Origin of the sequence: Vreelandella nigrificans (assembly GCF_002374315.1) — a bacterium.
In the GTDB taxonomy this organism is placed as follows: domain Bacteria; phylum Pseudomonadota; class Gammaproteobacteria; order Pseudomonadales; family Halomonadaceae; genus Vreelandella; species Vreelandella nigrificans.
Genome location: NZ_NWUX01000012.1, coordinates 64,357 through 88,304 on the forward strand (window position 1 = coordinate 64,357; position 23,948 = coordinate 88,304).

General features: G+C 53.2%; 19 protein-coding genes. 10 read left to right on the forward strand and 9 right to left on the reverse strand.

The genetic code is table 11. The features are described from left to right. Positions 1–54 precede the first annotated feature (54 nt). From CPA45_RS13690 to CPA45_RS13700, 3 genes are all read right to left on the reverse strand, one after another. Complete coding sequence (locus CPA45_RS13690) at positions 55–681, reverse strand: DUF1007 family protein (RefSeq protein ID WP_096652459.1); 627 nt, start codon at positions 679–681, stop codon at positions 55–57. A 65-nt stretch (positions 682–746) separates the two neighbouring features. Next, a complete protein-coding gene (locus tag CPA45_RS13695; RefSeq protein WP_096652351.1) occupies positions 747–1,118 on the reverse strand; it encodes a hypothetical protein in 372 nt (123 codons plus the stop codon). Further along, positions 1,115–1,714, reverse strand: coding sequence for a hypothetical protein (locus CPA45_RS13700; RefSeq protein WP_096652353.1), 600 nt, complete (start codon positions 1,712–1,714; stop codon positions 1,115–1,117). The genes CPA45_RS13695 and CPA45_RS13700 overlap by 4 nt, the downstream gene beginning before the upstream one ends. A 363-nt stretch (positions 1,715–2,077) precedes the next feature. Here CPA45_RS13700 and CPA45_RS13705 point away from each other — a divergent pair, with 363 nt between their 5' ends. Continuing rightward, entirely contained in the window at positions 2,078–3,208 is a 1,131-nt protein-coding gene (locus CPA45_RS13705) for a glycerate kinase (RefSeq protein ID WP_096652355.1), read from the forward strand. 230 nt (positions 3,209–3,438) lie between these two features. After that, on the forward strand, positions 3,439–3,915 hold the full coding sequence (locus CPA45_RS13710) for a Dps family protein (protein WP_096652357.1): 477 nt from the start codon (positions 3,439–3,441) through the stop codon (positions 3,913–3,915). A gap of 97 nt (positions 3,916–4,012) precedes the next feature. Here the strand turns inward: CPA45_RS13710 and CPA45_RS13715 are convergent, their stop codons facing one another. Next, positions 4,013–5,476 carry an aminoacyl-histidine dipeptidase gene (locus CPA45_RS13715; RefSeq protein WP_096652359.1) on the reverse strand — a complete coding sequence of 488 codons (1,464 nt, stop codon included), beginning with the start codon at positions 5,474–5,476 and terminating at the stop codon, positions 4,013–4,015. A gap of 126 nt (positions 5,477–5,602) precedes the next feature. Beyond that, positions 5,603–7,747 (reverse strand): tRNA(Met) cytidine acetyltransferase TmcA, encoded by a 2,145-nt coding sequence (locus tag CPA45_RS13720; RefSeq protein ID WP_096652361.1) that lies wholly within the window; start codon positions 7,745–7,747, stop codon positions 5,603–5,605. 317 nt (positions 7,748–8,064) lie between these two features. Here CPA45_RS13720 and dctP point away from each other — a divergent pair, with 317 nt between their 5' ends. From dctP to CPA45_RS13740, 4 genes are all read left to right on the forward strand, one after another. Continuing rightward, on the forward strand, positions 8,065–9,168 hold the full coding sequence (gene dctP / locus CPA45_RS13725) for a TRAP transporter substrate-binding protein DctP (protein ID WP_096652363.1): 1,104 nt from the start codon (positions 8,065–8,067) through the stop codon (positions 9,166–9,168). Between the two features lie 63 nt (positions 9,169–9,231). Beyond that, positions 9,232–9,735 (forward strand): TRAP transporter small permease subunit, encoded by a 504-nt coding sequence (locus CPA45_RS13730; protein WP_096652365.1) that lies wholly within the window; start codon positions 9,232–9,234, stop codon positions 9,733–9,735. Next, positions 9,732–11,063 carry a TRAP transporter large permease gene (locus CPA45_RS13735; RefSeq protein WP_078090111.1) on the forward strand — a complete coding sequence of 444 codons (1,332 nt, stop codon included), beginning with the start codon at positions 9,732–9,734 and terminating at the stop codon, positions 11,061–11,063. The genes CPA45_RS13730 and CPA45_RS13735 overlap by 4 nt, the downstream gene beginning before the upstream one ends. Positions 11,064–11,233: 170 nt before the next feature. Continuing rightward, on the forward strand, positions 11,234–12,949 hold the full coding sequence (locus CPA45_RS13740; protein ID WP_096652460.1) for an ABC transporter permease: 1,716 nt from the start codon (positions 11,234–11,236) through the stop codon (positions 12,947–12,949). A 5-nt stretch (positions 12,950–12,954) separates the two neighbouring features. Here CPA45_RS13740 and CPA45_RS13745 read toward each other — a convergent pair whose 3' ends face one another. After that, positions 12,955–14,046 (reverse strand): ABC transporter ATP-binding protein, encoded by a 1,092-nt coding sequence (locus tag CPA45_RS13745; RefSeq protein ID WP_096652367.1) that lies wholly within the window; start codon positions 14,044–14,046, stop codon positions 12,955–12,957. Between the two features lie 239 nt (positions 14,047–14,285). Here CPA45_RS13745 and CPA45_RS13750 point away from each other — a divergent pair, with 239 nt between their 5' ends. After that, positions 14,286–15,311 carry a Fe(3+) ABC transporter substrate-binding protein gene (locus CPA45_RS13750; protein WP_096652369.1) on the forward strand — a complete coding sequence of 342 codons (1,026 nt, stop codon included), beginning with the start codon at positions 14,286–14,288 and terminating at the stop codon, positions 15,309–15,311. Between the two features lie 99 nt (positions 15,312–15,410). Here CPA45_RS13750 and polA read toward each other — a convergent pair whose 3' ends face one another. After that, on the reverse strand, positions 15,411–18,200 hold the full coding sequence (gene polA, locus CPA45_RS13755; RefSeq protein WP_096652371.1) for a DNA polymerase I: 2,790 nt from the start codon (positions 18,198–18,200) through the stop codon (positions 15,411–15,413). A gap of 174 nt (positions 18,201–18,374) precedes the next feature. Here polA and CPA45_RS13760 point away from each other — a divergent pair, with 174 nt between their 5' ends. Continuing rightward, a complete protein-coding gene (locus CPA45_RS13760; RefSeq protein ID WP_096652373.1) occupies positions 18,375–19,331 on the forward strand; it encodes a homoserine kinase in 957 nt (318 codons plus the stop codon). Then, positions 19,331–21,247, forward strand: coding sequence for a biosynthetic arginine decarboxylase (gene speA / locus CPA45_RS13765; protein WP_096652375.1), 1,917 nt, complete (start codon positions 19,331–19,333; stop codon positions 21,245–21,247). The genes CPA45_RS13760 and speA overlap by 1 nt, the downstream gene beginning before the upstream one ends. Before the next feature lie 247 nt (positions 21,248–21,494). Here speA and CPA45_RS13770 read toward each other — a convergent pair whose 3' ends face one another. Next, positions 21,495–22,160, reverse strand: a complete 666-nt coding sequence (locus CPA45_RS13770; protein ID WP_078090106.1) for a fumarylacetoacetate hydrolase family protein — start codon at positions 22,158–22,160, stop codon at positions 21,495–21,497. 122 nt (positions 22,161–22,282) lie between these two features. After that, positions 22,283–23,251 (reverse strand): ectoine hydroxylase, encoded by a 969-nt coding sequence (gene thpD / locus CPA45_RS13775; RefSeq protein WP_096652377.1) that lies wholly within the window; start codon positions 23,249–23,251, stop codon positions 22,283–22,285. Between the two features lie 193 nt (positions 23,252–23,444). Here thpD and CPA45_RS13780 point away from each other — a divergent pair, with 193 nt between their 5' ends. After that, the gene (locus tag CPA45_RS13780; protein WP_096652379.1) at positions 23,445–23,897 is read left to right on the forward strand and encodes an META domain-containing protein; all 453 of its coding nucleotides are present in this window, start codon (positions 23,445–23,447) and stop codon (positions 23,895–23,897) included. The last annotated feature ends 51 nt before the right edge of the window (positions 23,898–23,948 follow it).

Here is a 23,948-nt window from a genome sequence, read left to right on the forward strand (position 1 = left end):
CCTCCAGAGAAAGTTATAAAGTAACACTTTATACACGACTCCCCCTATCAACTGCTAGAGGCACGCTACACGCCCTGTTTCAGCAAAGTGGCGGCCCAGCCCCGGCTCAGCCTGTTCATCAATGTCTAGCAGCGCAGCTTGCATGACCAGTTCAGGATCCGGGTTCGCAGGCAAAATACTGAGCTCGCAGCTTGGCTCTCCGTTGAGAATGAGCGCTTCGGCAGCAGGCTTGCCGCCTTCCTCCTCATGAACTACTTCGAGGTAGTAGGTAGGATCAAACACTTGGTACTCCAGGGTATGACCAGCTAGCGCTTGAGATGAAGACAGCGGCAAAATGAACATAAAGGTTAGCCGGCCATCCCGCTCTAGCGCCGTATACTCTGTTACTTCCCCTAGAGACTGGCGTTTGCCATTAATGCGAACCTCTGTGAAGTAGTGCTGATGAGATAGGTTGTCGCGAATTTCACTGCCTAACTGATCCAGCCCTTGTTCCAAATCCGCGCCAGGTACTTGCTGAAGCTCTTCAAATACCACCAAACTATAAAATGGATCCATCCGCCACGTTTGATGCAAAGCACTTACCGCCCCCTGCTCATCAGTGACCACCCGCACACTCAGATCTATCCAACCATGAGGATGAGCTAGCACCACAGTGCTGCTGAGCAGGCTAGAAATGCCCATCGCTAAAGGCACCCAATAGGAGCGTGACTTACCTACTAATACGCTGAGTATAGGTGTTACTACTGTCACGGAGCTTCTCCCAACTTACTCTGCAGCTTGACTAACCATGGGTCTAATAAATAAGGGGGCAGTGGTTGATTTCCCCGTGATGCTGACACCCTAACCCGACTACCGGCGCCCTCTTCCTGGACCTGAAGTTGCAAACGATACTCTGGCCAGCGGGCAAGGGCCGCGTCTGCACGCCCTAAGGCTAAATCAGCATGTCTCACCACATACCCTTGCTCTATCATCAGTTCAACAGCCTGACGAAACGTTTGCTCGGTAGGTGAGGAGTAGTGAAGCTCGCGCGGTTCCACTGCTTGCTGGGAGGCACAACCTGCTAATACGACTAAAGCACTTACCAATACCGCTCTGTATAAAACTCGAAGAATGATCATAGCGCACGCTCGGTGGTGGATTGCGGCAGCGCTGCCTTGAAACGCTGGCAAAAATCATCATTGCTGGCACTGTAAGACTCACGTAGATCACCCAGATGATCGAAGCGACGAATATCCCGTGAGATGCGCACGTAACCGTTGTTAACTAATAACGAAACACGCTCAACTTCGACCGGCCGTTGGCCGACTCCCGCCCCGAATCCTCCCCCAACTCCTAAGCCAATGCTAGCTCCGCTGCGCCCCAGGCCGCCGCTCCCAAACATGCGCATGCCACGTCCATAGCCGTAGGCATTATCGTAAGGGTCATAGTAGCCAATCAGATCGCGCTGACGGCTAGCGCTGACAAGCCCCAGGCTGGTATCCGTCGAAACAAGCTCAAAGCCCCACTCTTCCAGTACCGCAACACTTTGGTCCAGTGCTTTTTGGGTTTGTGCTTGGCTGTGTCCACCGCTACTCGACTGTGGCGTTGCTACTGAGCTCACTGGAAAATAGCATGAAGCAGCCGGAGCCGGCTCTGCTTGAGGTAAGCGGTCGGGGATGGTCTGGCAGCCCACCAAGAGCAACAGACAACTCATACCAAGGGGTATTGTCTTCATGTTAGTCCTCTAACCGTTGTCGTGACTGGTGTGTCATTGGGTAGCGCGCTAAGCTCGCCAGCAGAGATGAATCTATAGCAGTACACTGAGGCAAGTGTTTTAAAGGCTATTTTTCAAAGACCCTATTTAGAAACCATGCTGTAAAGGCAGTGCCTTAGGGGCAGTATTTTAAAGGCAACGTCTTAAAGACAGCGTTTTAAGGACAAGGTTTTCAAGTCGGCATTTTAAAGACAGTGCTTTGAAGACAGTACTTTAAAGACAAGGTCTTAAAGACGGTATTTTAAAGACGATGTTTTCAAGACATTTCAAAAACCATATTCTAAAAATCATGCTTGCAAGACGCTGTGTTACGGAGGTTGTGCCATGAATGTACTGCTTTGCCCCGATAGTTTTAAAGATGCCTTAAACGCCGAGCAAGCCGCCCTGGCAATGGCCAAGGGTGTTAAGCGTGCAATGCCTACCGCCACCCTGACCGTTTGCCCACTTGCCGATGGCGGAGAAGGCAGCCTGGATGCGCTGATTGCCGCTACCGATGCCGAGCGCCGCGAGCTGACCGTGCAAGACGCCTTAGGGCGGCCCCGCCAGGCATGTTGGGGCTGGCTCAGGCAACAGCGTACCGCGTTTATTGAACTAGCAGAAGCCAGTGGATTACAGCACCTGTCCATTCAAGAGCGCAATGCCCTGCACACCTCCACTTACGGAGTGGGCGAACTATTTAAAGCCGCACTCGATGAGGGCGCCGAAAAAGTTCTGCTGTTGCTCGGAGGTAGCGCCACCAACGATGCGGGAGCAGGTATGCTCCAGGCATTAGGCGCCAAATTTCTGGATCGACACGGCTCTCCTTTACCTCCTGGCGGCGCAGCGCTTCAGCAGCTAGCTACTCTGGATCTGTCGACGCTCGATTCACGTCTTGCCACGCTTCAGGTTGAAGCTGCCGTGGATGTGGATAACCCATTATTAGGTGAGCGGGGAGCCAGCGCCATTTTTGGTCCGCAAAAAGGGGCCTCACCACAAGATGTCGCCCAATTGGATCGCGCCCTTGGCCACTTTGCTGATATCTGCGTGGAAGTGCTTGGCCACGATGACAGGGGGCTTGCCGGAGCAGGAGCAGCAGGTGGCATGGGCTTTGCCGCACACACGTTTTTAAACGCCACGCTCACGCCGGGTATCGAAATGATTATGCAGCAGACCAGACTTCCAGAACTGCTCGCCCAAGCCGAGCTGGTAATCACTGGAGAAGGCCGCTTGGATGGCCAAAGCCTTGCAGGTAAAACACCGATTGGTGTTGCACGCGCCGCATACCAGCATGGTAAGCCTGTGATTATTTTAGCAGGCAGTTTAGGAGATGGCTGGCAGGCCTGTTTGGAAGAGGGTGTCACCGCCGCCTTTGCCCTAGCAGATGGCCCGATGAGCCTAGAGCAAGCCCTACCACGCACAGCAGAGCTTTTAGAGGCACGCTGTGAGAACATTGCTCGCCTGTGGCTAGCTAGATAGACAGTCGGTCGATAGAGCGAGTTTACCCCTGACCCTTGAAAAGCCCCACCAGCGCCTACATCTCTCAATGAGAAGTAAGTGCCGTCAACTTACTGTCAGCGTAATGTTATGGCGCTATCGACGCGATGCAAAAAACTTGCTTTGCAGCTTAGAGTAAGCGCCTTAAGCTAAATCAAATGATTTGATGGCCGCTAAGCGTTACAGCGGCTCCAACCATGGAGGAGCACCACATGACAGATACCAACAGCATTGGCCTACACGAAGGCAGCGCTACTCAACTGGCCGAAAAACTCAATCACCTGCTGGCCAACTATCAAATTTTTTATATGAACGTCCGTGGTTACCACTGGAACGTGAAAGGTAGCGACTTTTTCGAGCTACACGCCAAATTCGAAGAGTTCTACACTGATCTACTCACCAAAGTAGATGAAGTCGCCGAGCGTATTCTCACGCTAGGTCATAAACCCGTACACGCTTACAGCGATTACATAAAGTTATCCCACATTCAGGAAGATAAAGACGTACACGACGGCAAGACCTGTGTGAAAGGGGTGCTAGCGGGCTACCAAACGTTGATCGAACTGCAGCGTGAGCTACTCTCCATCGCTTCGGATGCCGACGATGAGGGTACCGCCTCCCAAGCAGGCGACTATATTCGCGAGCAGGAAAAAACCGTGTGGATGCTGAATGCTTATTTAGGCAAATAAGCATTACTAGGCCACCAGCCTACACGGAAAGTAAAAAAACGGCACCGAAAAGGTGCCGTTTTTGCGTCTAGGGATAGTAACTAGCACATACTCAATACTAGCGCTTCGTCGCTAGCTCCTCGATCATCGCACGCAACATGTCCCAAAACTCCACCACTGAGTCCAGCTCTACACGCTCATTCGGCGAGTGGGCGCCACGAATCAGCGGACCAAACGAAATCATATCCAGGTGCGGATACTTACTACCTAAAATACCGCACTCCAGCCCCGCATGAATTACCTTCACCTCAGGCTCACGACCAAGAAGTGCAGCGTGGCGCTGTTTAAACATCGCCAATAGGCCACTTTCTGGATTGGGCGCCCAGCCAGGATAGCCGTTTTCCACTTTGACCCTCGCGCCCATTAGCCCAAACAGTGCTTGAAAGCGGTCAGCCATAGCGGCAGTCGCGCTATCGTGCAACGAGCGCACTAACGCACATAGGTGGAAACGCCCCGCCTCCAAGCTCAACACACCCAGGTTATTAGAGGTTTCCACCACCCCTGGCACATCTGCGCTCATCCGTTCAACCCCACAGGGAGCTGCATGCATGGCGGCTAACAGCATAGCGCTCGCATCACGCGTTAGTGGCTCTATCTCAGCGGGCGCCGTACGCTTAGCGGTCAGTACCAGGCCACTATCACCGCTACCTAGCTCTGTTTTTAAGGTGCGTTCTAAGCTTGCCACTGTGGCTAACGCAGCCTCAACATCATCAGCAGGCAATGCCACTTGGGCAAATGCCTCGCGGGGGATCGCATTGCGCAGAGTGCCGCCTTGGTAGCTGATAAGCCTTGCGTCAAAGGTTTCCAGTGCTCGCAACACACGCACCAGCAACCGGTTGGCATTGCCTAAGGGCTTGTGAACATCTACACCCGAGTGGCCGCCTTTCAGGCCGGTCAACGCTAGTGATAACACCTGCTCCTCTTCCAGCAACCCCGCGCTGGGTAGCTGAGCATCCACCACTACATCAGCACCGCCTGCGCAGCCGATATAAACCTGACCACGATCTTCACTATCCAGGTTGAGCAGCAACGTGCCTTCCAGCCAGTTTTCGGCCAGGTTCAGCGCACCGCCCATGGAAGTCTCTTCTTCAAGGGTAAACAGCGCCTCTAGCGGCCCATGGGTAAGCTCAGGATCTTCCAGCACGGCAAGAATCGCCGCCACACCCAACCCATTATCAGCACCCAAGGTAGTGCCATCAGCATGCAACCAGCCCTCTTTTACGTAGGTGCTGATCGGGTCACGGGTAAAATCGTGGTCATGCCCAGTATTTGCCTGAGCGACCATATCCAAATGCCCCTGCAATACCACTCCCGGCGCCTGCTCGCAGCCCGGTGATGCCGGTTTGCAAAGCCGTAGATTGCCGAAGGCATCACGATCGTGAGTAAGCCCCTGAGCATCGGCCCAGGCTTCCAGGGTAGCGACCAGCGCGGCTTCATGCCCGGAGGGACGCGGCGTATTACACAGCGTACGGAAATGGCGCCAAACGAGGTTTGGTGCGAGCGCTTCTAAATGTGCGTTCATGGGAGCTCTTCATTATCGATAACTGATCTATCCTAACGCTCAGAACCACGTCGGGAAAGCGTGTACTGCTTATCCACTACTTAACTAGCTACTGATTCTTCTGCTCCACGCTCTACTGCTGGCTGCTCAGTTACTAGCTGCTATCCATTTAGCCAAGCACTGGACAGCTTGGCGCAGCTGTCTAATGGCATCACTGCGGGCTTTCGCCAAGGGCTGGTTTTGAAACGCCCAGGCAGCCAACTGCTGGTGTGCCAAGCTTGCCTGCTTATCCAGCTCCCAGTGACTTGCTTCCCGGGCTAGGGTCTGTAAAGACACCCTAGCGAGTGCAGGATCGCGATGGGCGTGCGCTACATCGTCAATCGCTTGTCTATCCAGTGCGCTCATAGGCTCGCCTTGGAGCGAAGGTAACAAAAGCACCAGCACAGCAGCGGGCAAAGTGGTTAACTCAAAGGCCAAGAGGCTAGGTAATGAGGCTGCAAACTGGCTCCGCAGAGCGCTCAGTACTTTTTCACCTTCAGGGCTCAATGCCTGCGCCACCATCACCGCATATTCACCAGTGGCCGTTTCCCGCGTAACACCAAGGCGCACCGGTACAAACCCCAGCGCCAACCAGAAGCGTAGTAGTGACGCTTCTGCGCCAAACGTCGCCCCATAAAGCGCAATACCTTGTTGAGCAGCTAGCGCAATATCATCTTCGATCAGTTGCCGCCCCAACCCTTCACGGCGCCGCTCCGGGTGGGTAGCAATTCGCGACACCCGCCGCCAGCGCGCAGTCAACGCCTCCCGACTGCCACTATGTGCTGCCAGCGATTGGGCGAGCAGGTGCCCTCGAGGGCGCCGCTCACCTCGCGCTACTTGTTCGGCAAGCGGAGCAGCAAAACCACCCTCTTCGCGGGTAACCAGTACCGCCTGAGGCTCATGGTGATCAATTATGCGCAGCCCCGTTCCAGGACCATCCAGCAATTGGCGTACATCACTGGGGGTGGTGCGGTAGTGTGACTGCACCAAGAGGCCAAATAACTTTTCAAGTAACGGCTCTTGCCTAGCGAGCTCGGCTTGGGCTAGCGGAACACTTCTCCCAGCACCGTGTTTAGCTTGAGGCAGCGGAGCTTTTAAGATCAGCAGTTGCTGAATAGCCGATTCAAGGGGGTCCTCTGACGACCAGCGGATCGGTTCAATGAGTTCAAGCCCGCGCCATTGGGGCGCCTGGCGATCTAGTACATCGCGGAACCGTAAAGCGAAGCCACGCCCAGACCCTTCATAGCCATGCACCGTGGTAGCAAAAGCAATGCGCGGAAATGCGGCCAGCCACTGCCCTAATAGCGCCGCAGGGATGGCTGCTGCCTCATCAACCAGTAAGTAGCTACCGTCACCGCCTATGCGTTGCTCGTTAACATATTCAGTCAGTCTATCCGGCGGTAAAAAGTCGAGCGCCGCACCCTCTGGAAGCACAAAGCGCCCTGGCGTTACCTGCTGTCCCTCGGGACAGAGTGCGGCCAACCGCGTGAAGAGACTGTCAAGGGAGCTCAGCCGAGGAGCGGTGACCACAATATGTGCCACTCCCTGGGAAAATAGCCGAGCACAGGCAATGCCTAGCGCAGCGCTTTTACCACGCCCTCGGTCGGCAGTGATTACCAGTGGCCGACGTCGTTTAAGCCCGACCAAACCAGCAACTGCCCGCGCTTGATCGCGCGTTAAGCAGTCGGCATCGTCAGCATACACAACGTACTGAGCGCGCTCTGTCAGTTTAGGCAATTTCAGCTCTCTGCCTGCGGACCAACGAATAACGGCGGAAGAAGATGCCAGTAAACGCGCCAAACGCGTTAAGTAGTGTGCAGTGAGCGACTCCCAGGACCAAGGGTGATCAGCAAAACGGGCATAGTCTGGGTCTGGGCGGGCGCCAAAGTACTCGGGAGTAATCACGATACAGAGCCCGCCTGCCGTCACCGTTCCAGCCAATGCTCCTAAGGCATCTGGGTCTAGTCCTTGGTCGCCACTAGCATCAATGACCATCAATTGATGCTCGGCACCTAGCCGGGTACGCGCCTTACGCGCCGTTAAGCTAGGGGAAACAGGCGCTTCGTGCGCGCCACTTACCCAAAGTGGCGACTGCCAAGGAGCGGCTTGCCAAAGCTGCAAAGCCTGCTCGCGGCACTCATTTGACGGCCCAGAGAGCCACACCAGCTGCCTCCAGCGGCGGCGCAGCAAGCGCACCGCGTGACAAACCAGCGTCAAGACATGGCGATCACCGTTAGCGCCAGACGCACTCATGGCAGCTTCCATCTGAGCATTTCGCTTGCAACTTTGGTATTAAAACCGTCGATTTTCAACGCTGAAACACCTCTTCTTTGCGTCATAAAAAACTCATAAATCATTGTTAAATTTAAAAATAAAAAACCAGCTTACGGCTACTGCTGCGTTAACTTCCTTAAATTACTGATATTGCGCCGCAGCGGCAGGAGTGTGATAGCTTAGATTTGCAGTGGAATAGACGCAGCGCTTTACGTAAACGTCACCTTCCACGCTTTACTTTCCTGCATCCAGGTAACAAACACTAATAAATTCCTACGCCCAACCAGGAAAACATCATGAAGAAAATGACAAAATTCGCTCTTACTAGTCTTGCGGCTGGGGTCGCATTCGCCGCACTTACCACTTCCGCTCAGGCACAAGAACAGTGGACCATGACATCCACCTGGCCAGACAACCTGGATTTGATCAAGATCGACCAGCACTGGGCTGATTTGGTCAACAAGCTAGCTGGCGACGAGTTGCAAATCAATTTCCGCGCTGGTGGCACGCTGATGCCCGGCACAGAGGTTTTTGATGCCACTGAAACCGGTAGCATCGAGGCGGCTGGTGATTGGCCTGGCTACTGGGCAGGTCTGAACCCGGCTTTCTCCCCATTAGCCACCACTACAAGCTTGTTTAACGGTGTCGATTACCTTAACTGGATTCAACAGTGGGGAGGCCGCGAGCTCTATGAAGAGATCTACGGCCAGTACAACATGGTTTATTTGCCCTACGGCATTACCAACAATGAATCCGGCTTTATGGGCCGCACCCCCATCGAGAGCCTTGCCGATTTAGAGGGCAAACGGCTACGTCTTTCTGGCCGCGACCAGGGCCGTGTTCTAGAGCAGTTGGGCGGTTCCCAGGTAACGCTGGCCGGTGGTGAAGTGTATCAAGCCATTGAGCGCGGTGTTATCGACGCGGGAGAATTCTCAACTCCCGGCGTTGATTTCAACGCTGGCTTTGCAGAGGTTGCCGATTATTGGGCCACTCCTGGCTGGCACCAGTCGGCCAGCGTCTTCGGCGTTATGATTAACAAAGATGCCTGGGATGCCCTCTCCGAAGAGACTCAGGAAAAGCTAAGAATCGCTGCCGATGCAACAATGGCATGGTCACTATCCTGGTCAGAGCGTGAGTCCAGCGAGGCCACCCAGAAATTTATTGATGCAGGCATAACGATCAACCAGTTCTCGGCAGAGGATCTGGAGCGTATCCAGGAAATCACTAACGAGGTGATTGTACGCGGCGCCTGCGAGCACGCCGACCACGCGAAAGTCTACCACTCTATGATCACCTATCTGCAAGAGTACGGCGTATGGCGTGACGTTTCTGCACCCTTCAACATGAGCCGTACAATGGATAACCTGCCCTCACTGGAAGAGATCGAAGCCTGCCTGTAAGGCGCTTCTGTGCCGCCCCGGCGAACCGGGGCGGTTTTTTTGTGCTGACCGCGGAGGTCTTCCATGAATGCGATTGCCAAGGCGATCGATGCGCTTAACGAGCTTCTCGGGCGAATTATTGCTCCGTTAATTGCCATCATCACCCTGATTGTTCTTTATGACATTGCATCACGCTTTTTCTTTGGTCGCCCCAGCGACTGGGCGTTCGATGTGACCAAAATGCTGTTTGGCGCCCACTTTATGCTTATGGCCGCGTATGGGCTGCGCCACCATGCCCATGTCGAAGTTGACGTAGTAAAGCGATTACTTTCCCGTAAGCGTCAAGCTGTGATCGAAATAGTCGGTTACCTGGTGTTCTTTGTTCCCTTTATCTGGATGTTACTGACCTACGGCTGGCGCTTCTTTGAACGCTCTCTTAGCCGTGGTGAAACCACCTACGGCATGGTGTCGATCCCGGTCTACCCCATCAAGGGCGTGATTGTGGTTGCCGCTGTTTTAATTCTATTACAGGCGATTGCCATCGTTTTGCGAGCCATTATGCAGCTGCGCGAGGAGAAGCCGGTATGAACCTGAGCCCTGAACTACTTGCGCTAGTGATGTTTGGTGGCCTGCTAATTGGCCTTTTCATGGGTCATCCGCTGGCCTTTGTACTCGGTGGCGTGGCGGTTATCGGTGCATTCCTAGGACCTGGTGAACGCGTACTGGGCACGCTGATTAACAATATTTTTGGTAATGCCATGGACAACTATGTCCTGGTCGCCATCCCCCTGTTTGTACTCATGGCAAGGTTTCTAAACGATTCTGGCGTCACGGAGAAGATGTTTGATGCCATGCGCTTGTTGCTTGCCAATCTACGGGGCGGCCTGGCGCTCACGGTAGTCATTGTATCGGTGCTGCTGGCGGCCACTACCGGCATTGTTGGGGCATCCATTGCAGTCATGGGCATGATCGCCTTGGTGCCAATGTTGAAGTATGGCTACAACAAAGAGCTAAGTGCCGGGGTTATCATGGCTAGCGGCTGCTTGGGCATTCTGATCCCCCCCAGCATCATGCTGATTTTGATGGCCAGTTACTCGCCTGTTTCCGTCGGCGCGCTGTTTGCTGGCGCAATGATCCCCGGCTTAATGCTGGGTGTGATGTACGCGCTGTACGTGCTACTGATTTGTCATTTCAAACCCTCTTACGGCCCGCCAGTACCCAAAGAGGAACGCGCGGAGGTAAGCACCAAGCAGCTATTGGTCATGTTGGCAAAGTATGTGGTGCCGCCGATGTCGTTGATCCTGGGTGTTTTGGGTGCACTTTTCACAGGCATTGCGACGGCTACCGAAGCCTCCGCAATAGGGGTGTTTATCGCCTTCGTTCTGTTTATGATTTTCGGTGATCGGAAAATTAAAACCTGCTTCAACACGCTGATTGAAGCGGGTAAAACCACCACCATGGTAATGTTAGTCCTGGTGGGTGCAACTGCCTTTACAGGGGTTTTTTCACGCGGAGGGGGCATGCAGGTCATCCAGGACCTGCTACTAGCGATGCCAGGAGGCACTACCGGGGCACTCATTATGATGCTGTTCCTGGTTTTTATCCTGGGCATGTTTCTGGACTGGACGGGCATTGTGCTACTCAGCTTCCCAATTATGTTACCCATCGTCCAGCAGATGGGCGTTGACCCACTCTGGTTCGTGGTGATGGTTGCCGTGGTACTGCAGACGTCGTTCCTAACACCGCCCTTCGGCTACGCACTGTTCTACTTAAAAGGGGTCGCGCCGCCTGGGGTCGAAATTGTCGATTTGTACAAAGCGGTTATCCCCTTCGTCGCCTTGATTTTGCTGGCCTGTACACTTATGGCGTTCTTCCCATGGCTGGTAACAGGACTTCCCAAAATACTCTTAGGTTAATTATCTAACGTGGTGTATACCCCGCTCTCAAGCGGGGTTTTTTTATTATGGACTGTGGGTTAGCTGCAGCATCCAAGCGCAAGTGATACTATTTGCACCCGATACTTTTTCGCATTGATGTTCGCATTTGCAATGCCACCATTGCCCGCATCGACCTAGGAGATAACGACGTGTCACTACCTGCTCGCCGTTCACCGCTGGCTCTATTTTCAGGTTTGGTCTCGCGTTTTACGCTATCGCTAAACCCTTGGTCGATCGCGCTATTTTTGATAGCACTGTCGGTGGCGCTGCCTATTTTGGTAGTTTTAGGGCACATCGTGGTGCCCACCGAGGGCGTATGGCAACACCTCGCCAGCACAGTGCTCCCACGCTATCTCTCCAACACCTTCTGGCTAGTGTTTTGGGTGGGGCTGGGTACACTGGTTATTGGTGCAAGCTCTGCTTGGTTGGTGGTGATGTGCCGCTTTCCAGGCAAACGAATATTTGAGTGGGCCCTTCTACTTCCCTTAGCAGTACCAACCTACGTCATAGCCTATGCCTACACCGACTTTTTACAGGTGGCAGGGCCGTTGCAAAGCGCGCTAAGAGAGTGGTTTGGCTGGCAGTATGGCGATTACTACTTCCCGAATATACGCTCGTTAGGCGGAGCCGCTACGTTAATCACCTTTGTGCTCTACCCCTATGTGTACCTGCTCACCCGCGCCTCATTCCTTGAGCAGTCCGTGTGTGTGTTGGACGTGGGCCGCACCTTGGGTCGCGGCCCTTGGCACTTGTTTAGCAGCGTTGCCCTGCCGTTAGCTCGCCCCGCATTAGTGGGTGGTGTGTCACTAGTGCTGATGGAAACCCTCAACGAGTTTGGTGCCGTACAGTTTTTTGGCGTGGACACCTTCACCACTGGTATCTACCGAACGTGGTTTGGCTTAGGCGAGCCGGTCGCAGCCGCCCAGCTTGCCGCCTGCCTACTTACTTTTGTCATTGTACTTGTGCTGCTAGAGCGTTATTCACGGGGTAAACGGCGCTATTTTCACACCACCAACCGCTATCAACAATTGCCGGAATACCACCTTCGCGGCTGGCGTGCGCTAGGTGCTAGCATGGTATGTTTTCTACCTATCTTGATTGGCTTTTTACTGCCCAGTGGCATTCTGCTTAATCTAGCCATTCACCAGGGCGATAGCCTATTTGGAACCCGTTTTATCCGCTTTGCCACTAATAGCCTAAGCCTGTCACTGATTGCCGCCTTAATTGCCGTGGGTATGGCGGTGCTACTTAGCTACGGCGTCAGATTGCACAATTCGCCCAGTGCCCGAATATTTACCCGCATAGCGTCCATGGGCTATGCAATTCCGGGCTCAGTGGTTGCTGTGGGCATTTTAATACCCTTTGCCTGGCTGGATAACACCCTCAATACTTGGCTACATGAACACTATGGCAAAATTATCGGCCTAGTGTTTAGTGGGTCGGCGTTTATCTTGATTTATGCCTACGTAGTACGTTTTTTGGCAGTTTCATACAATGCCGTGGAAGCCAGCCTGGGGAAAGTAACGCCTAGCATGGATGCGGCTTCACGCACCCTTGGCCAAACCGCGGGAGGAACGTTGCGCCGGATACATACCCCACTCATGCGCAGCAGCTTGCTAGCAGCGGGTATCTTAGTTTTCGTAGACGCTATGAAAGAGCTACCGGCCACTATGATTCTGCGACCGTTTAACTTCGATACGCTGGCGGTGCGCGCCCACAGCTTGGCCTCAGACGAACGCTTAGCAGAAGCCTCAACTGCGTCACTAACAATTGTGGTGGTGGGGATTCTACCAGTGATACTACTCAGCCTGGCGATGCGTCGGGCACGGCCGGGCAGCCAAGCTGAGTCATTGCAGGCTAAATAGAAAGGCTAGCGAGGAAAGATAAACACCTGGGAGTGGTCCAAGTCGATATCAATCGGTTGGCCTTCCTCGGGAAGAAAGACACCTGGCACGCGCGCGTGCAGGTGCGCTTCCTGGCCATCGTCACTATGAGCACATAGGTGAATCAAGCTGGTGCGCCCCAATAGCTTCGCCATTACCACATGGCTATGGTTATGAGCTTCAAAAGGCAGGTCCCTCTCTTTGATACGCAGTGCTTCAGGGCGAATCATGACTTGTGCCTCACTCCCCTCAGGCAGCCAACTGGCATCTACTGCGCCTACCGGAGTCTGCACCTTCCCTTGATGAACCGTACCGCGCAGCTCATTTACTTCACCAAAAAACGTGACCACAAAGGGGTCAATCGGTGCGCAATATAGCTCTCGCGGGGTGCCGGTTTGAATAATTTTGCCATCACGCATCAACGCAATACGGTCAGCCATAAACATGGCTTCTTCAGGGTCGTGGGTTACCAGCAAAGTGGCAGAGCCAAGCTTCTTAAGAACGTGCAACGTATCGTCCCGAATACGGTCACGCAGTCGTGCATCTAGACTAGAAAAAGGTTCGTCCAATAGCATTAACTTTGGTGTAGGTGCTAAAGCACGCGCCAACGCCACACGCTGCTGCTGCCCACCCGACAGCATGTGCGGATAAGTTTCAATATAATTCGCCATGCCCAGCTGGGTGAGTAACTCTATTGCCCGCTCACGACGCTCGCGGTTCGGCAGGTGCTTGAGACCAAAGGTGACGTTTTCCAACACGCTTAGATGTGGAAACAGCGCAGAGTCTTGAAAAGCCAGACCAACATTGCGCTTCTCCGGCGGCACATGACGCTTACCGGGCGCTGCAATTGGCTTACCATCCAGGCTAACCGCCCCTTCCTGAAGCACTTCCAGCCCCGCGGCAATACGCAACAAGGTGGTTTTACCGCAGCCAGACGGCCCTAATAGGCAAACAACTTCCCCTGGAGCGATATTTAAATCGATCCCTTTCACGACTTGGTTAGCCGCAAACGTGTGATGAATATCTCTCAGAGACAGAGCCGGGGCTGCAACATCGGTAAGTGAAACAGTTGCCGTCATTTTTTCACCATTGTTGTATTCGACCATCGGTTCGTTCGGCCATCTCGCTGCTAACGCAATACAGTTACGAACACGGTTGAAAGTTATTTACATTCTAATTTCTATTGCAGCGAGATGCACGCTTCATCCATTATGTGGAATGATTTCAGTTACCATTTGGCTTGACGTCAGAACAAAGAAACGATTGAATACCCACCACGATAATGCAACTTATTATCATGCACATTTAGGGGACTTTAATGAACAAAACTCGCCTCACAGTATCCGTCGCAGCCATCATGGCTGGTGCTGCATTTGCTAGCAGCGCTCAGGCCAACGAAGTTAACATTTACTCTGCGCGCCACTACGACTCTGATGAGATTCTTTACCAAGCGTTTACTGAAGAAACTGGAATTAAAGTAAACGTACTTGAAGGGGATTCTGATCAGTTAATGCAGCGCATGCGGCGTGAGGGTATCGCCAGTCCCGCAGACATCATGCTGGCAGTAGATGCTGGTCGCCTGTGGCGTGCCGAGCAAGATGGTCTATTCCAAGCCGTGGATTCTGAAGAGCTAAATGAGCGTCTCCCTGAGTCTATGCGTCACCCGGAAGGCAAGTGGTTTGGCTTTAGCCAACGCGCACGGGTAATTTTTTATAACCGTGATAATTTCGATCCTAGCCAGATCACCAGTTACGAAGATCTCGCCGACCCGCAGTTTGAAGGTCAGGTATGTATTCGCTCTTCGAACAATATTTACAACCAATCGCTACTCGCTGCAATGATTGAGCACCATGGCGAAGAAGGTGCCCAAGAGTGGGCCCAAGGTGTGGTTAATAACTTGGCTCGCTCACCGGAAGGTGGTGATACTGACCAAATTCTTGGCGTCGCCAGCGGTGAGTGTGGTTTAGGCGTTGCCAACCACTACTACTACGTTCGCCTGCTACACTCGGATAACGAATCCGACCGTGAAGCAGCACGTAAAGTAGGTGTTATCTTCCCCAACCAGGAAGACCGTGGCACCCACGTTAACGTTGGCGGAGCAGGCCTAGTAGCGAATGCCCAGAACCCTGAAAATGGTATCCGGTTCTTGGAATTCCTAGCCTCCGACGAAGCTCAAGAGGTTCTCGCCGAGCGCAACTACGAATTCCCCGTAGTCGAAGGTATTAAGAAAAACCCGGTGCTAGAGTCATGGGGCGATTTCACTAGAGACGACATCAATATGAACATCCTGGGTGAAAATAACCCAGAAGCAATTCGCATTTTTGACCGCGTCGACTGGCGTTAAGCACTGCTCCATCCGTTAGTCTAGTATTGATGCTGTTACGCAAAACCCCGTTGCCTTGGCAACGGGGTTTTTTATTAAGTAGGCGATGCATGGCAGCGCTTAGTGGGCTTCATCCCAGTTTGCGCCGCTCTGGGCTTCGACAGTCAAGGGTACTTTTAGCGTTGCGGCAGCCTGCATGCGTGTTTGTACTTGCTCAATAAAGGCTTCTACTTGAGTTTCAGCCACTTCAAACACCAACTCGTCGTGTACCTGCATGACCATTAACGCGTCAAACTTACCGTCTGCTAGCCAAGCATCCACATCAATCATTGCCTGCTTGATGATATCGGCAGCGGTACCCTGCATGGGTGCGTTAATCGCGGTGCGCTCAGCACCTTGGCGACGGTTGCGGTTTTGCGAGTGAATCTCTGGTAAGTAGAGACGGCGGCCGAGCACGGTTTCCACAAAGCCATCTTCCGCTGCTTGGGTACGAATACGGTCCATATAGCGGGCAACCCCAGGATAGCGGTCAAAGTAACGGTCGATATAGGTTTGCGCCTGGTTGCGATCAATATGCAGTTGCCGCGATAGCCCCCAGGCGCTCATACCATAAATCAGGCCAAAATTAATTGCCTTGGCACTGCGTCGCTGATCGCCAGAGACCTTGTCCAGCGAAGTACCAAACACTTCCGCGGCCGTCGCAGTGTGAATATCACGCCCCTCGGCAAACGCCTCTAACAATCCCTTATCTTCCGACAGGTGCGCCATAATACGTAGCTCTATTTGTGAGTAATCCGCAGCGACAATGCGGTAACCTGGCCGGGCAATAAACGCTTGGCGTATTTTGCGCCCCTCTTCCGTACGAATGGGGATGTTCTGAAGGTTAGGGTCTGAGGAAGACAGTCGTCCGGTGGCGGTGACCGCTTGGTGGTAACTGGTGTGCACTCGACCAGTGGCTTTATTGAGCAAGCGCGGCAGCTTATCAGTGTAAGTGGACTTCAGCTTGGCAAGCCCTCGGTGCTGCATAATAACTTTGGGCAACGGGTAATCCAGCGCCAGCTCTTCCAGCACGGCTTCTGCCGTGGAGGGGGCGCCCTTCGGCGTTTTCTTGATGACTGGGATCTTCTGTTCATCAAAGAGGATTTGGCCCAGCTGCTTGGGCGAACCTAAATTAAACTCGCGGCCTGCCAGCTCGAATGCTTCGCTTTCAAGCTCACGAATACGGCTTTCAAGTTGCTGGCTTTGTACGTGGAGACGCTCGGCATCCAGCGCCACACCATTGCGCTCAATACGCGACAACACGTTGACTAAAGGTAGCTCAAGGTTATCCAGCACGTCGGCCAAACGCCCTTCCCGCTCCACCTGAGGCCGCAGAGTTTCTTGAAGCCGCAGCGTAATATCCACATCTTCACAGGCATAAGGGGCTGCCTGCTCCAGGGCAATCTGATTAAACGTCAGTTGCTTGGCACCTTTGCCAGCGATCTCTTCAAACGAGATGGTTTTTTCGCCAAGGTACTTCAGCGCCAACGAATCCATATCGTGGCGCGTGGCAGTGGAGTTGAGCACATAGGAGGCTAGCATAGTGTCAGCCAATGGCCCTACAACGGCGATATCGTAGTTAGCCAGCACGGAAATATCGTACTTCAGATTCTGACCAACTTTGGTTTTTGCCGGGTCTTCCAGTAGCGGTTTAAGTGCCGCCAGTACCGCCTTACGGTCAAGCTGCGCGGGTGCATCCAGATAGTCATGGGCCAGTGGAATATAGGCCGCCTCGCCCACTTCCAGCGCCAAACCAATGCCGACAATTTCGGCATCCATATAGTTAAGGCTGGTGGTTTCCAGATCAAAACAGAAACGCTCGGCGCTTTGCAACCGCTCTAGCCAACGCTCGAAGTCTGCCTGCTCCAGGATGATGTGATCTTCACGGGTATTTTCTTGGGAAGGGTTGCTCGCTCCCTTCAGCTCGCTATCCACTTCATCGGCGCTAGCAGGCGCAGGGTCGCCGCCTTTAACATCATCTACGCCCTGGTCCTTTCCCTCCAGCAGCTCACCTAGCCACTGGCGGAACTCCATCTCTTTATAGAGCTCGACCAGCGCTTCCCTGTCGGGGTGGGCAATATCCAGGTCATCTAACCCTACGGGTAGCTCACAGTCTGTTTTTATGGTGGCTAGCTGGTAGGAAAGGAACGCCTGATCGCGATGCTCCTCAAGCTTTTTGGGCAGGGTTTTGGCACCTCGAAAGCTGAGCGTTTTCACCCTTTCCAGGTCGCCATAAATGGTTTCCAACCCGCCTCCCATACCTTGTAGCAGGCCGATGGCAGTCTTTTCGCCCACGCCGGGCACGCCGGGGATGTTATCGACCTTGTCACCCATCAAAGCAAGGAAGTCGATAATCAACTCAGGCGGCAAGCCAAATTTTTCTTCCACACCCGCCACATCCAACGTTTCCTCTTTCATCGTATTCACAAGCGTAATATGGCTATTCACCAGCTGCGCCATATCTTTGTCGCCCGTCGAAATAACCGCGTCACGCCCAGCCTGAGTGGCGTGGTGGGCCAAGGTGCCAATGACATCGTCAGCTTCTACGCCTTCAACACACAGCAGTGGTAGGCCCAGCGCCTTTACACAAGCGTGCAGCGGCTTAATTTGGCTGCGTAGGTCATCGGGCATCGGGGGGCGGTGCGCTTTGTACTCGCGGTACATCTCATCGCGAAAAGTTTTACCCGGTGCATCAAAGACCACTGCCATGGGGCTTTCGGGATAATCTTTTATTAGCCGCTTGAGCATATTCAATACCCCTTTCACAGCCCCAGTCGGCTGGCCATTAGAGGTGGTTAGCGGCGGCAGCGCATGAAATGCGCGATACAGGTAGGAAGAGCCATCGACAAGCACGATTGGGGCACGGGCCATAACCAAATTCCATTGTTAGCAAAACAGATAAACGTCTACTGGTTATGATACGCGTTCAAAGCGGTCACTGCAGAAACTACCGTAATCAATAACGACTTTCAAAGCGTAACAACGCTGCCAACTGACGCAGCAAGCCGCTACAATAATGGGCTTAGCAACCTGGGCGAGACTCTCATGGCTGTATTCACCCCGCTTAGCGACGCACAGGTCGCCGCGTTTTTGGAAAAGTTTGATGTAGGTAGCTTCGTTTCACTTCAGGGTGTGGCGGGCGGCACGGAAAATTCGACATTTTTTGTTACTACCGACCGCCGCGAGCTGGTACTAACCCTGTTTGAGCAGGGCGAACATGCTGAGCTACCGTTTTTTGTCGATTTATTAGATTATCTGGATGAGCACCGCCTCCCGGTGCCCGGCACCATACATGACCGAGAAGGCATCGCGCTGCACAGTTTGGCAGGTAAACCCGCCCTGCTGTTCCCGCGCCTGCCAGGACGCCACCCTGAGGCACCTAATGCGACCCAGTGCCGAGTATTGGGTGACACGCTTGGCCGTCTGCATGTGGTCTCCCAGCGCTTTCAAGGCCACCGCCCCAATCCACGCGATCTGAATTGGCTGCGAGCAGTCCACCATAAAGTACTTACCTACCTAAGCCCGGAAGACCAGGCGCTGATGAAGGATGAGGTTGATGACTTTGAAAGTGCCTTCAACCAGTATGGTGAGTTGCCCCAGGGCGCGCTGCACGGCGATTTGTTCCGTGACAACACGCTGTATGACGGTAACCAATTGGGCGGCATTATCGACTTTTACAACGGTTGCACTGGGGATTTGTTGTTTGACCTAGCCATTGTGATTAACGACTGGGCTTCCAATGAAGATGGTTCGTTAAATGCGCAGCGCCATGACGCTATCCTCAGCGCTTACCAAGCCCGCAGGCCGCTAACCGCTGCTGAGCGAGCTCTATGGCCAACGATGCTACGCATGACAGCACTGCGCTACTGGCTGTCGCGCTTGCTAGTGGTCTACGTGGACCCTCCAGCTCACGACTTAACACCTCATGACCCTGAGCGTTTCCGAACCATTTTAAAAGCACGCATCTTATTTGGTGCGCTACCGCTTCCAGAGGCTTCTTAATGAGCGAAACGGTATTTGGCAGCCCTGCGCTTCGCGCACGCCGCACATGGAATATTGATCAATGGGGCAGCGGCTACTTTGATGTAGACGATCTCGGTCAAGCACTAGTTCGCCCACTTGGCAACGATGCCGAAGGGCCTGCGTTACCCATTAGTGGCCTAGTGCGCCAGCTCCAGCAGGCAGGGCTACGCTTGCCAGTGCTGGTACGTTTTAGTGATATTCTCCACGACCGCGTGGAGCAGCTTTGTGGTGCTTTTGATAACGCCATGCAGGATGCGGAATACCAGGGTGGCTACACCGCGGTATATCCCATTAAGGTCAACCAACAGCGCCGTGTGGTTGAGGAGATCCTAGCTACTGCCGAGCGTGGCAATGGCCGCGTAGGGCTGGAAGCGGGCAGTAAGCCGGAGCTTCTGGCAGTACTCGCCCTATCAGACGGCGGCTCGTCGCTCATTGTGTGCAACGGCTATAAAGACCGCGAGTATGTGCGTCTTGCCCTGCTAGGGGAAAAGCTCGGCCATAAGGTCTATTTAGTGGTCGAAAAGCTCTCCGAGCTGCAGCTAATTCTAGAAGAAGCCCGCGAACTGGAGGTTACCCCGCGCATTGGTCTGCGAGCGCGGCTTGCCTCAGTAGGTAAAGGCAAATGGCAAAACACTGGTGGCGAAAAATCTAAATTTGGGCTGACTGCAAGCCAAATTCTTGAGGTAGTGGAAACGCTACGTACCCAGGATGCACTAGCAAGCCTGCAGTTGGTGCACTTCCACCTGGGTTCGCAAATTGCCAATATCCGCGATATTCAGCGTGGCCTGCGTGAGTGTGCTCGTTTTTACCAAAACCTGATTACCCTCGGCGCCCCCATTGATACTGTCGATGTTGGCGGTGGCTTGGGGATTGATTACGAGGGCACCCGCTCACGCAGCTACTGCTCAGCCAATTACTCCATGCGTGAATATGCCCGTAATGTAGTGAGCGCTTTTGCCCAGCTCTGCCAAGAAGCTAACCTACCCCAGCCGCACTTGATCAGTGAATCTGGCCGAGCCCTAACAGCACACCATGCAGTGCTGGTAACCAACGTCATCGGCGAAGAGCGTATCGATGATACGCCCCCCGAGCGCATGCCCCAGGGCGACCCTCAAGTAGAAGTGCTGTGGCGTGTATTTGAGCAGTTGGCCGAGACCCAAGAGCCACGGGTACTGGTGGAAGCATGGCACGACTTGCTGCAGGCCGTTAGCGAGCTGCAGGATCGCTTTGTATTAGGGCTAAGCGATATCAACGCACGTGCTGTAGGCGAGCGGCTATATATGGCAGCCTGCGCCAGGCTACGCAGCCAGCTTGATACCCGCAACCGAGCCCATCGTGAAATCATGGATGAGTTAGCAGAGAAGCTTGCCGACAAATTGTTTGTTAACTTCTCGCTCTTCCAGTCAGTACCTGACGTTTGGGGGATTGAGCAAATTTTCCCGGTACTGCCACTAAGTGGACTAGACCAAGCGCCTACTCGACGTGCAGTTATCCAGGACATTACCTGCGATTCCGATGGCCGCATCGATAGCTACGTAGATGGCCAAGGCGTGGAAAGCACGCTGCCGCTGCCAGAGTGGAAAAGCGAGAATGAGCGCTGGATAGGCTTTTTCCTGGTAGGCGCCTACCAGGAGATTCTCGGCGATCTACATAACCTGTTCGGCGATACCGACTCGGTTGATGCCGCACTGGATGCCGATGGGAACTGGGTTATCTCTAACCAACAGGCTGGCGACTCGGTTGCCGACGTACTGGCGTACGTCAACTTTGACGCCAAGGTGCTTAAACGCAAGCTCTCCGCACAACTTGCAGCAAGCGGCTTTTCTGCAGATGAACAGGCTCGCTTTGCAGCAAGCTTAAGCGAAGGCCTTGAAGGCTACACCTATCTTGAATAACCCTATCTTGAATAACCCGGCTTGAAGAGCGCTGGTTTGAACAACTTTGGCTGGAATCGCCTTGGTTTATATGGATAGTTAGCGCTCAAATTTTTATAGTTGGGATGCCCTATACTAAAAACGCCACCCGTGGTTAACGGGTGGCGTTTTTATTGAGCTTAATGATAGCCCAGTGCTTGTGGCCTGCTATCTGCTCAACCATCTAGTCGACTTTTAATCACTTAGCTATCTATTATTCGACAAACCATTACTCAACGACGCTAGTCTCGATTTCCAATCCACCAGTCAGCGTTAAACGCAGCTTGGCGCCACGCGGCAGCACGCCAACACCAGCAGGTGTGCCGGTGAGAATAATGTCACCTGGCTCCAAGGTGAAGTGGCGGCTCATTTCAGCTACCAGTGTCGGGATAGCAAAAATCATGTCGGCACCTTCACCGTGCTGACGCTCTTCACCGTCAAGCTCAAGCGTAAAACTCAGTGCATTCCAGTTAGGTACACGGCTTAGCGGCAGAAACGGCGAGAGAGGACAAGCGCCATCAAATGCTTTAGCGATTTCCCAAGGGTGTCCCTTCTCTTTTAACTGCGTTTGCACATCGCGCAGTGTGAGATCCATTGCTAGGCCAATACCGGTGATTGCCCGCTCTGCTTCATCTTGCGTCGCATGCGTAAGCGTTTCACCAACCAAAAGAGCCAACTCAACTTCGTAATGGATATCGCCTCTGGAAAAAGGCGGGTCCAACGGCTTGGTTAAATCGACAACACTCGTCGCTGGTTTAATAAATAGCAGTGGCTCACTAGGAACAGGGTTATCCAACTCTTTGGCATGATCGGCATAGTTGCGGCCGACGCATACAACCTTGCCCAACGCGTGGGGGAACTCCTGACCGTCGGTAAATTGTGGAACAAAACGCATGGTGGATAATCTCCTTCTCATTATGCGTGCCGCATTCGCAACGACAGGCGCATTAGTCTACCCCACCTATACGTATGTTCCACAACCTAACGCAGGCTTTTTCCTCCTATACAGCCGCTCAGCTAACAGCTTTCCGGCCCGTGGGCTAGAAATTCTGGCCGTTGCTTAGGCGCAGCAAACGGTTGAACGCAGTGATTATCGGGACGATTAAACACGAAAAACACATTACTTCGCGGGTCCGGTGACAGGTTAGCGTTTGACGCATGCAGCGTGTTGCAATCAAATAGCAACAGGCCACCAGCCCTACCCTTCGGCGCTTCAATGCCCTGCTTAGCGACTAGCTTCGTTAATGCCTCACGGCTTGGCACACCTATCTCCTGCGCTTTCAATGAGCTTTTATGGTTATCCTCCGGCGTTTCCCCCAGGCAAGGCACAAACTGCATGTGCGAACCGGGGATCAACATCAGCGGGCCGTTAAATTCATGGTTATCAGTGAGAATTAGCGATGCGCTTACCGCGTGCATATTCGGCATGCCATCTTCTGCGTGCCACGTTTCAAAGTCCGAGTGCCAGTTAAAGCCTTTACCGGCAAACCCTGGCTTGTAATTTATCCGCGACTGGTGCACATAGGGGTCATCGCCAATAATTTGACGGGCAGCCCCTGCTACGCGTTCATCGCGAGCAAGCTTACCCAGACGCTCAGAAAGCAAATGTACTGCAAACAGCGAGCGAATTTCGTGGCTCTCTGGCTCGGTAATGCTGAAGTCCTTGTCACGATACTCATCGTTGTTCATTAACGCCTTCATTTCCTGGCGCAATGACTTCAGCTCGGCACCACTAATAAGCTCAGGGATAAATAAAAAGCCCTGTCGCTCAAACTCATCTAATTGAGCCTGGGTCAATGGACCAGCTAAATGACGCCCCTTTACCACCTTATCGCGACGTGGTTGGGTAAGAGACGCAGGAGCGCTGGATAAGCGCGTAGGGTAAATATCCTCTACGCGCTCACTTTGAGCTGATGGCACATCGGCCATTTCACTGTACTGTTTGTAAGCAGTCACGGGCTTAAAAGGTATATTGCTGACTGTCATCTAATCCACTCCTTGTATGATTAGGTTTCAGGTCAAAGGCATGGAAACGTAACCCTTGTACAGGCGAAATCACCATGCAGTAGAAAAGGTAGACAACCTGTACAGCCCTGCAAGTAAGAACCAATGACATCATAACGTGTGTTATCACAAAAAGTTTCTACTACTCTAGTTAACAAAAATAGGGAATAACACTATGGCCTCCAAATGGCTGAAAACTGGGTTGATAAGCTTGTCGATATTAGTCGCAGGCTGCCACTCCTACTCGGTAGAGCACACACCCGCTCTCCCAGATGAGCCCCTCATCAATACGTATTGGAAGCTAGTAACCCTCGATGGCAGTCCCGTTACCACAGCAGAGAATTTTCGTGAAGCACACATGGTGCTACATACGGATAATGCACGCCTAGCAGGATCAACCGGATGCAATTCGTTTACCGGCCGATACCAAGCAGAAGGCAAGCATCTAACCTTTGGGCAAGTGGCCACGACAAAAATGGCCTGCGCCACCACACAAATGAGAACTGAGCAGGCGATGCTTAGCACCTTTAAGCAGGTAGCTAAATGGCGAATCAAGGGCAGCACCCTGCTCCTTGAAGATACCAATGGCAACCCACTCGCTGAACTGGAAGCCGTGCATCTTTATTAATTAGCGACGCGCACTCTTATGTGGGCAAGGAAAATTTCCTCCTGAGACTTT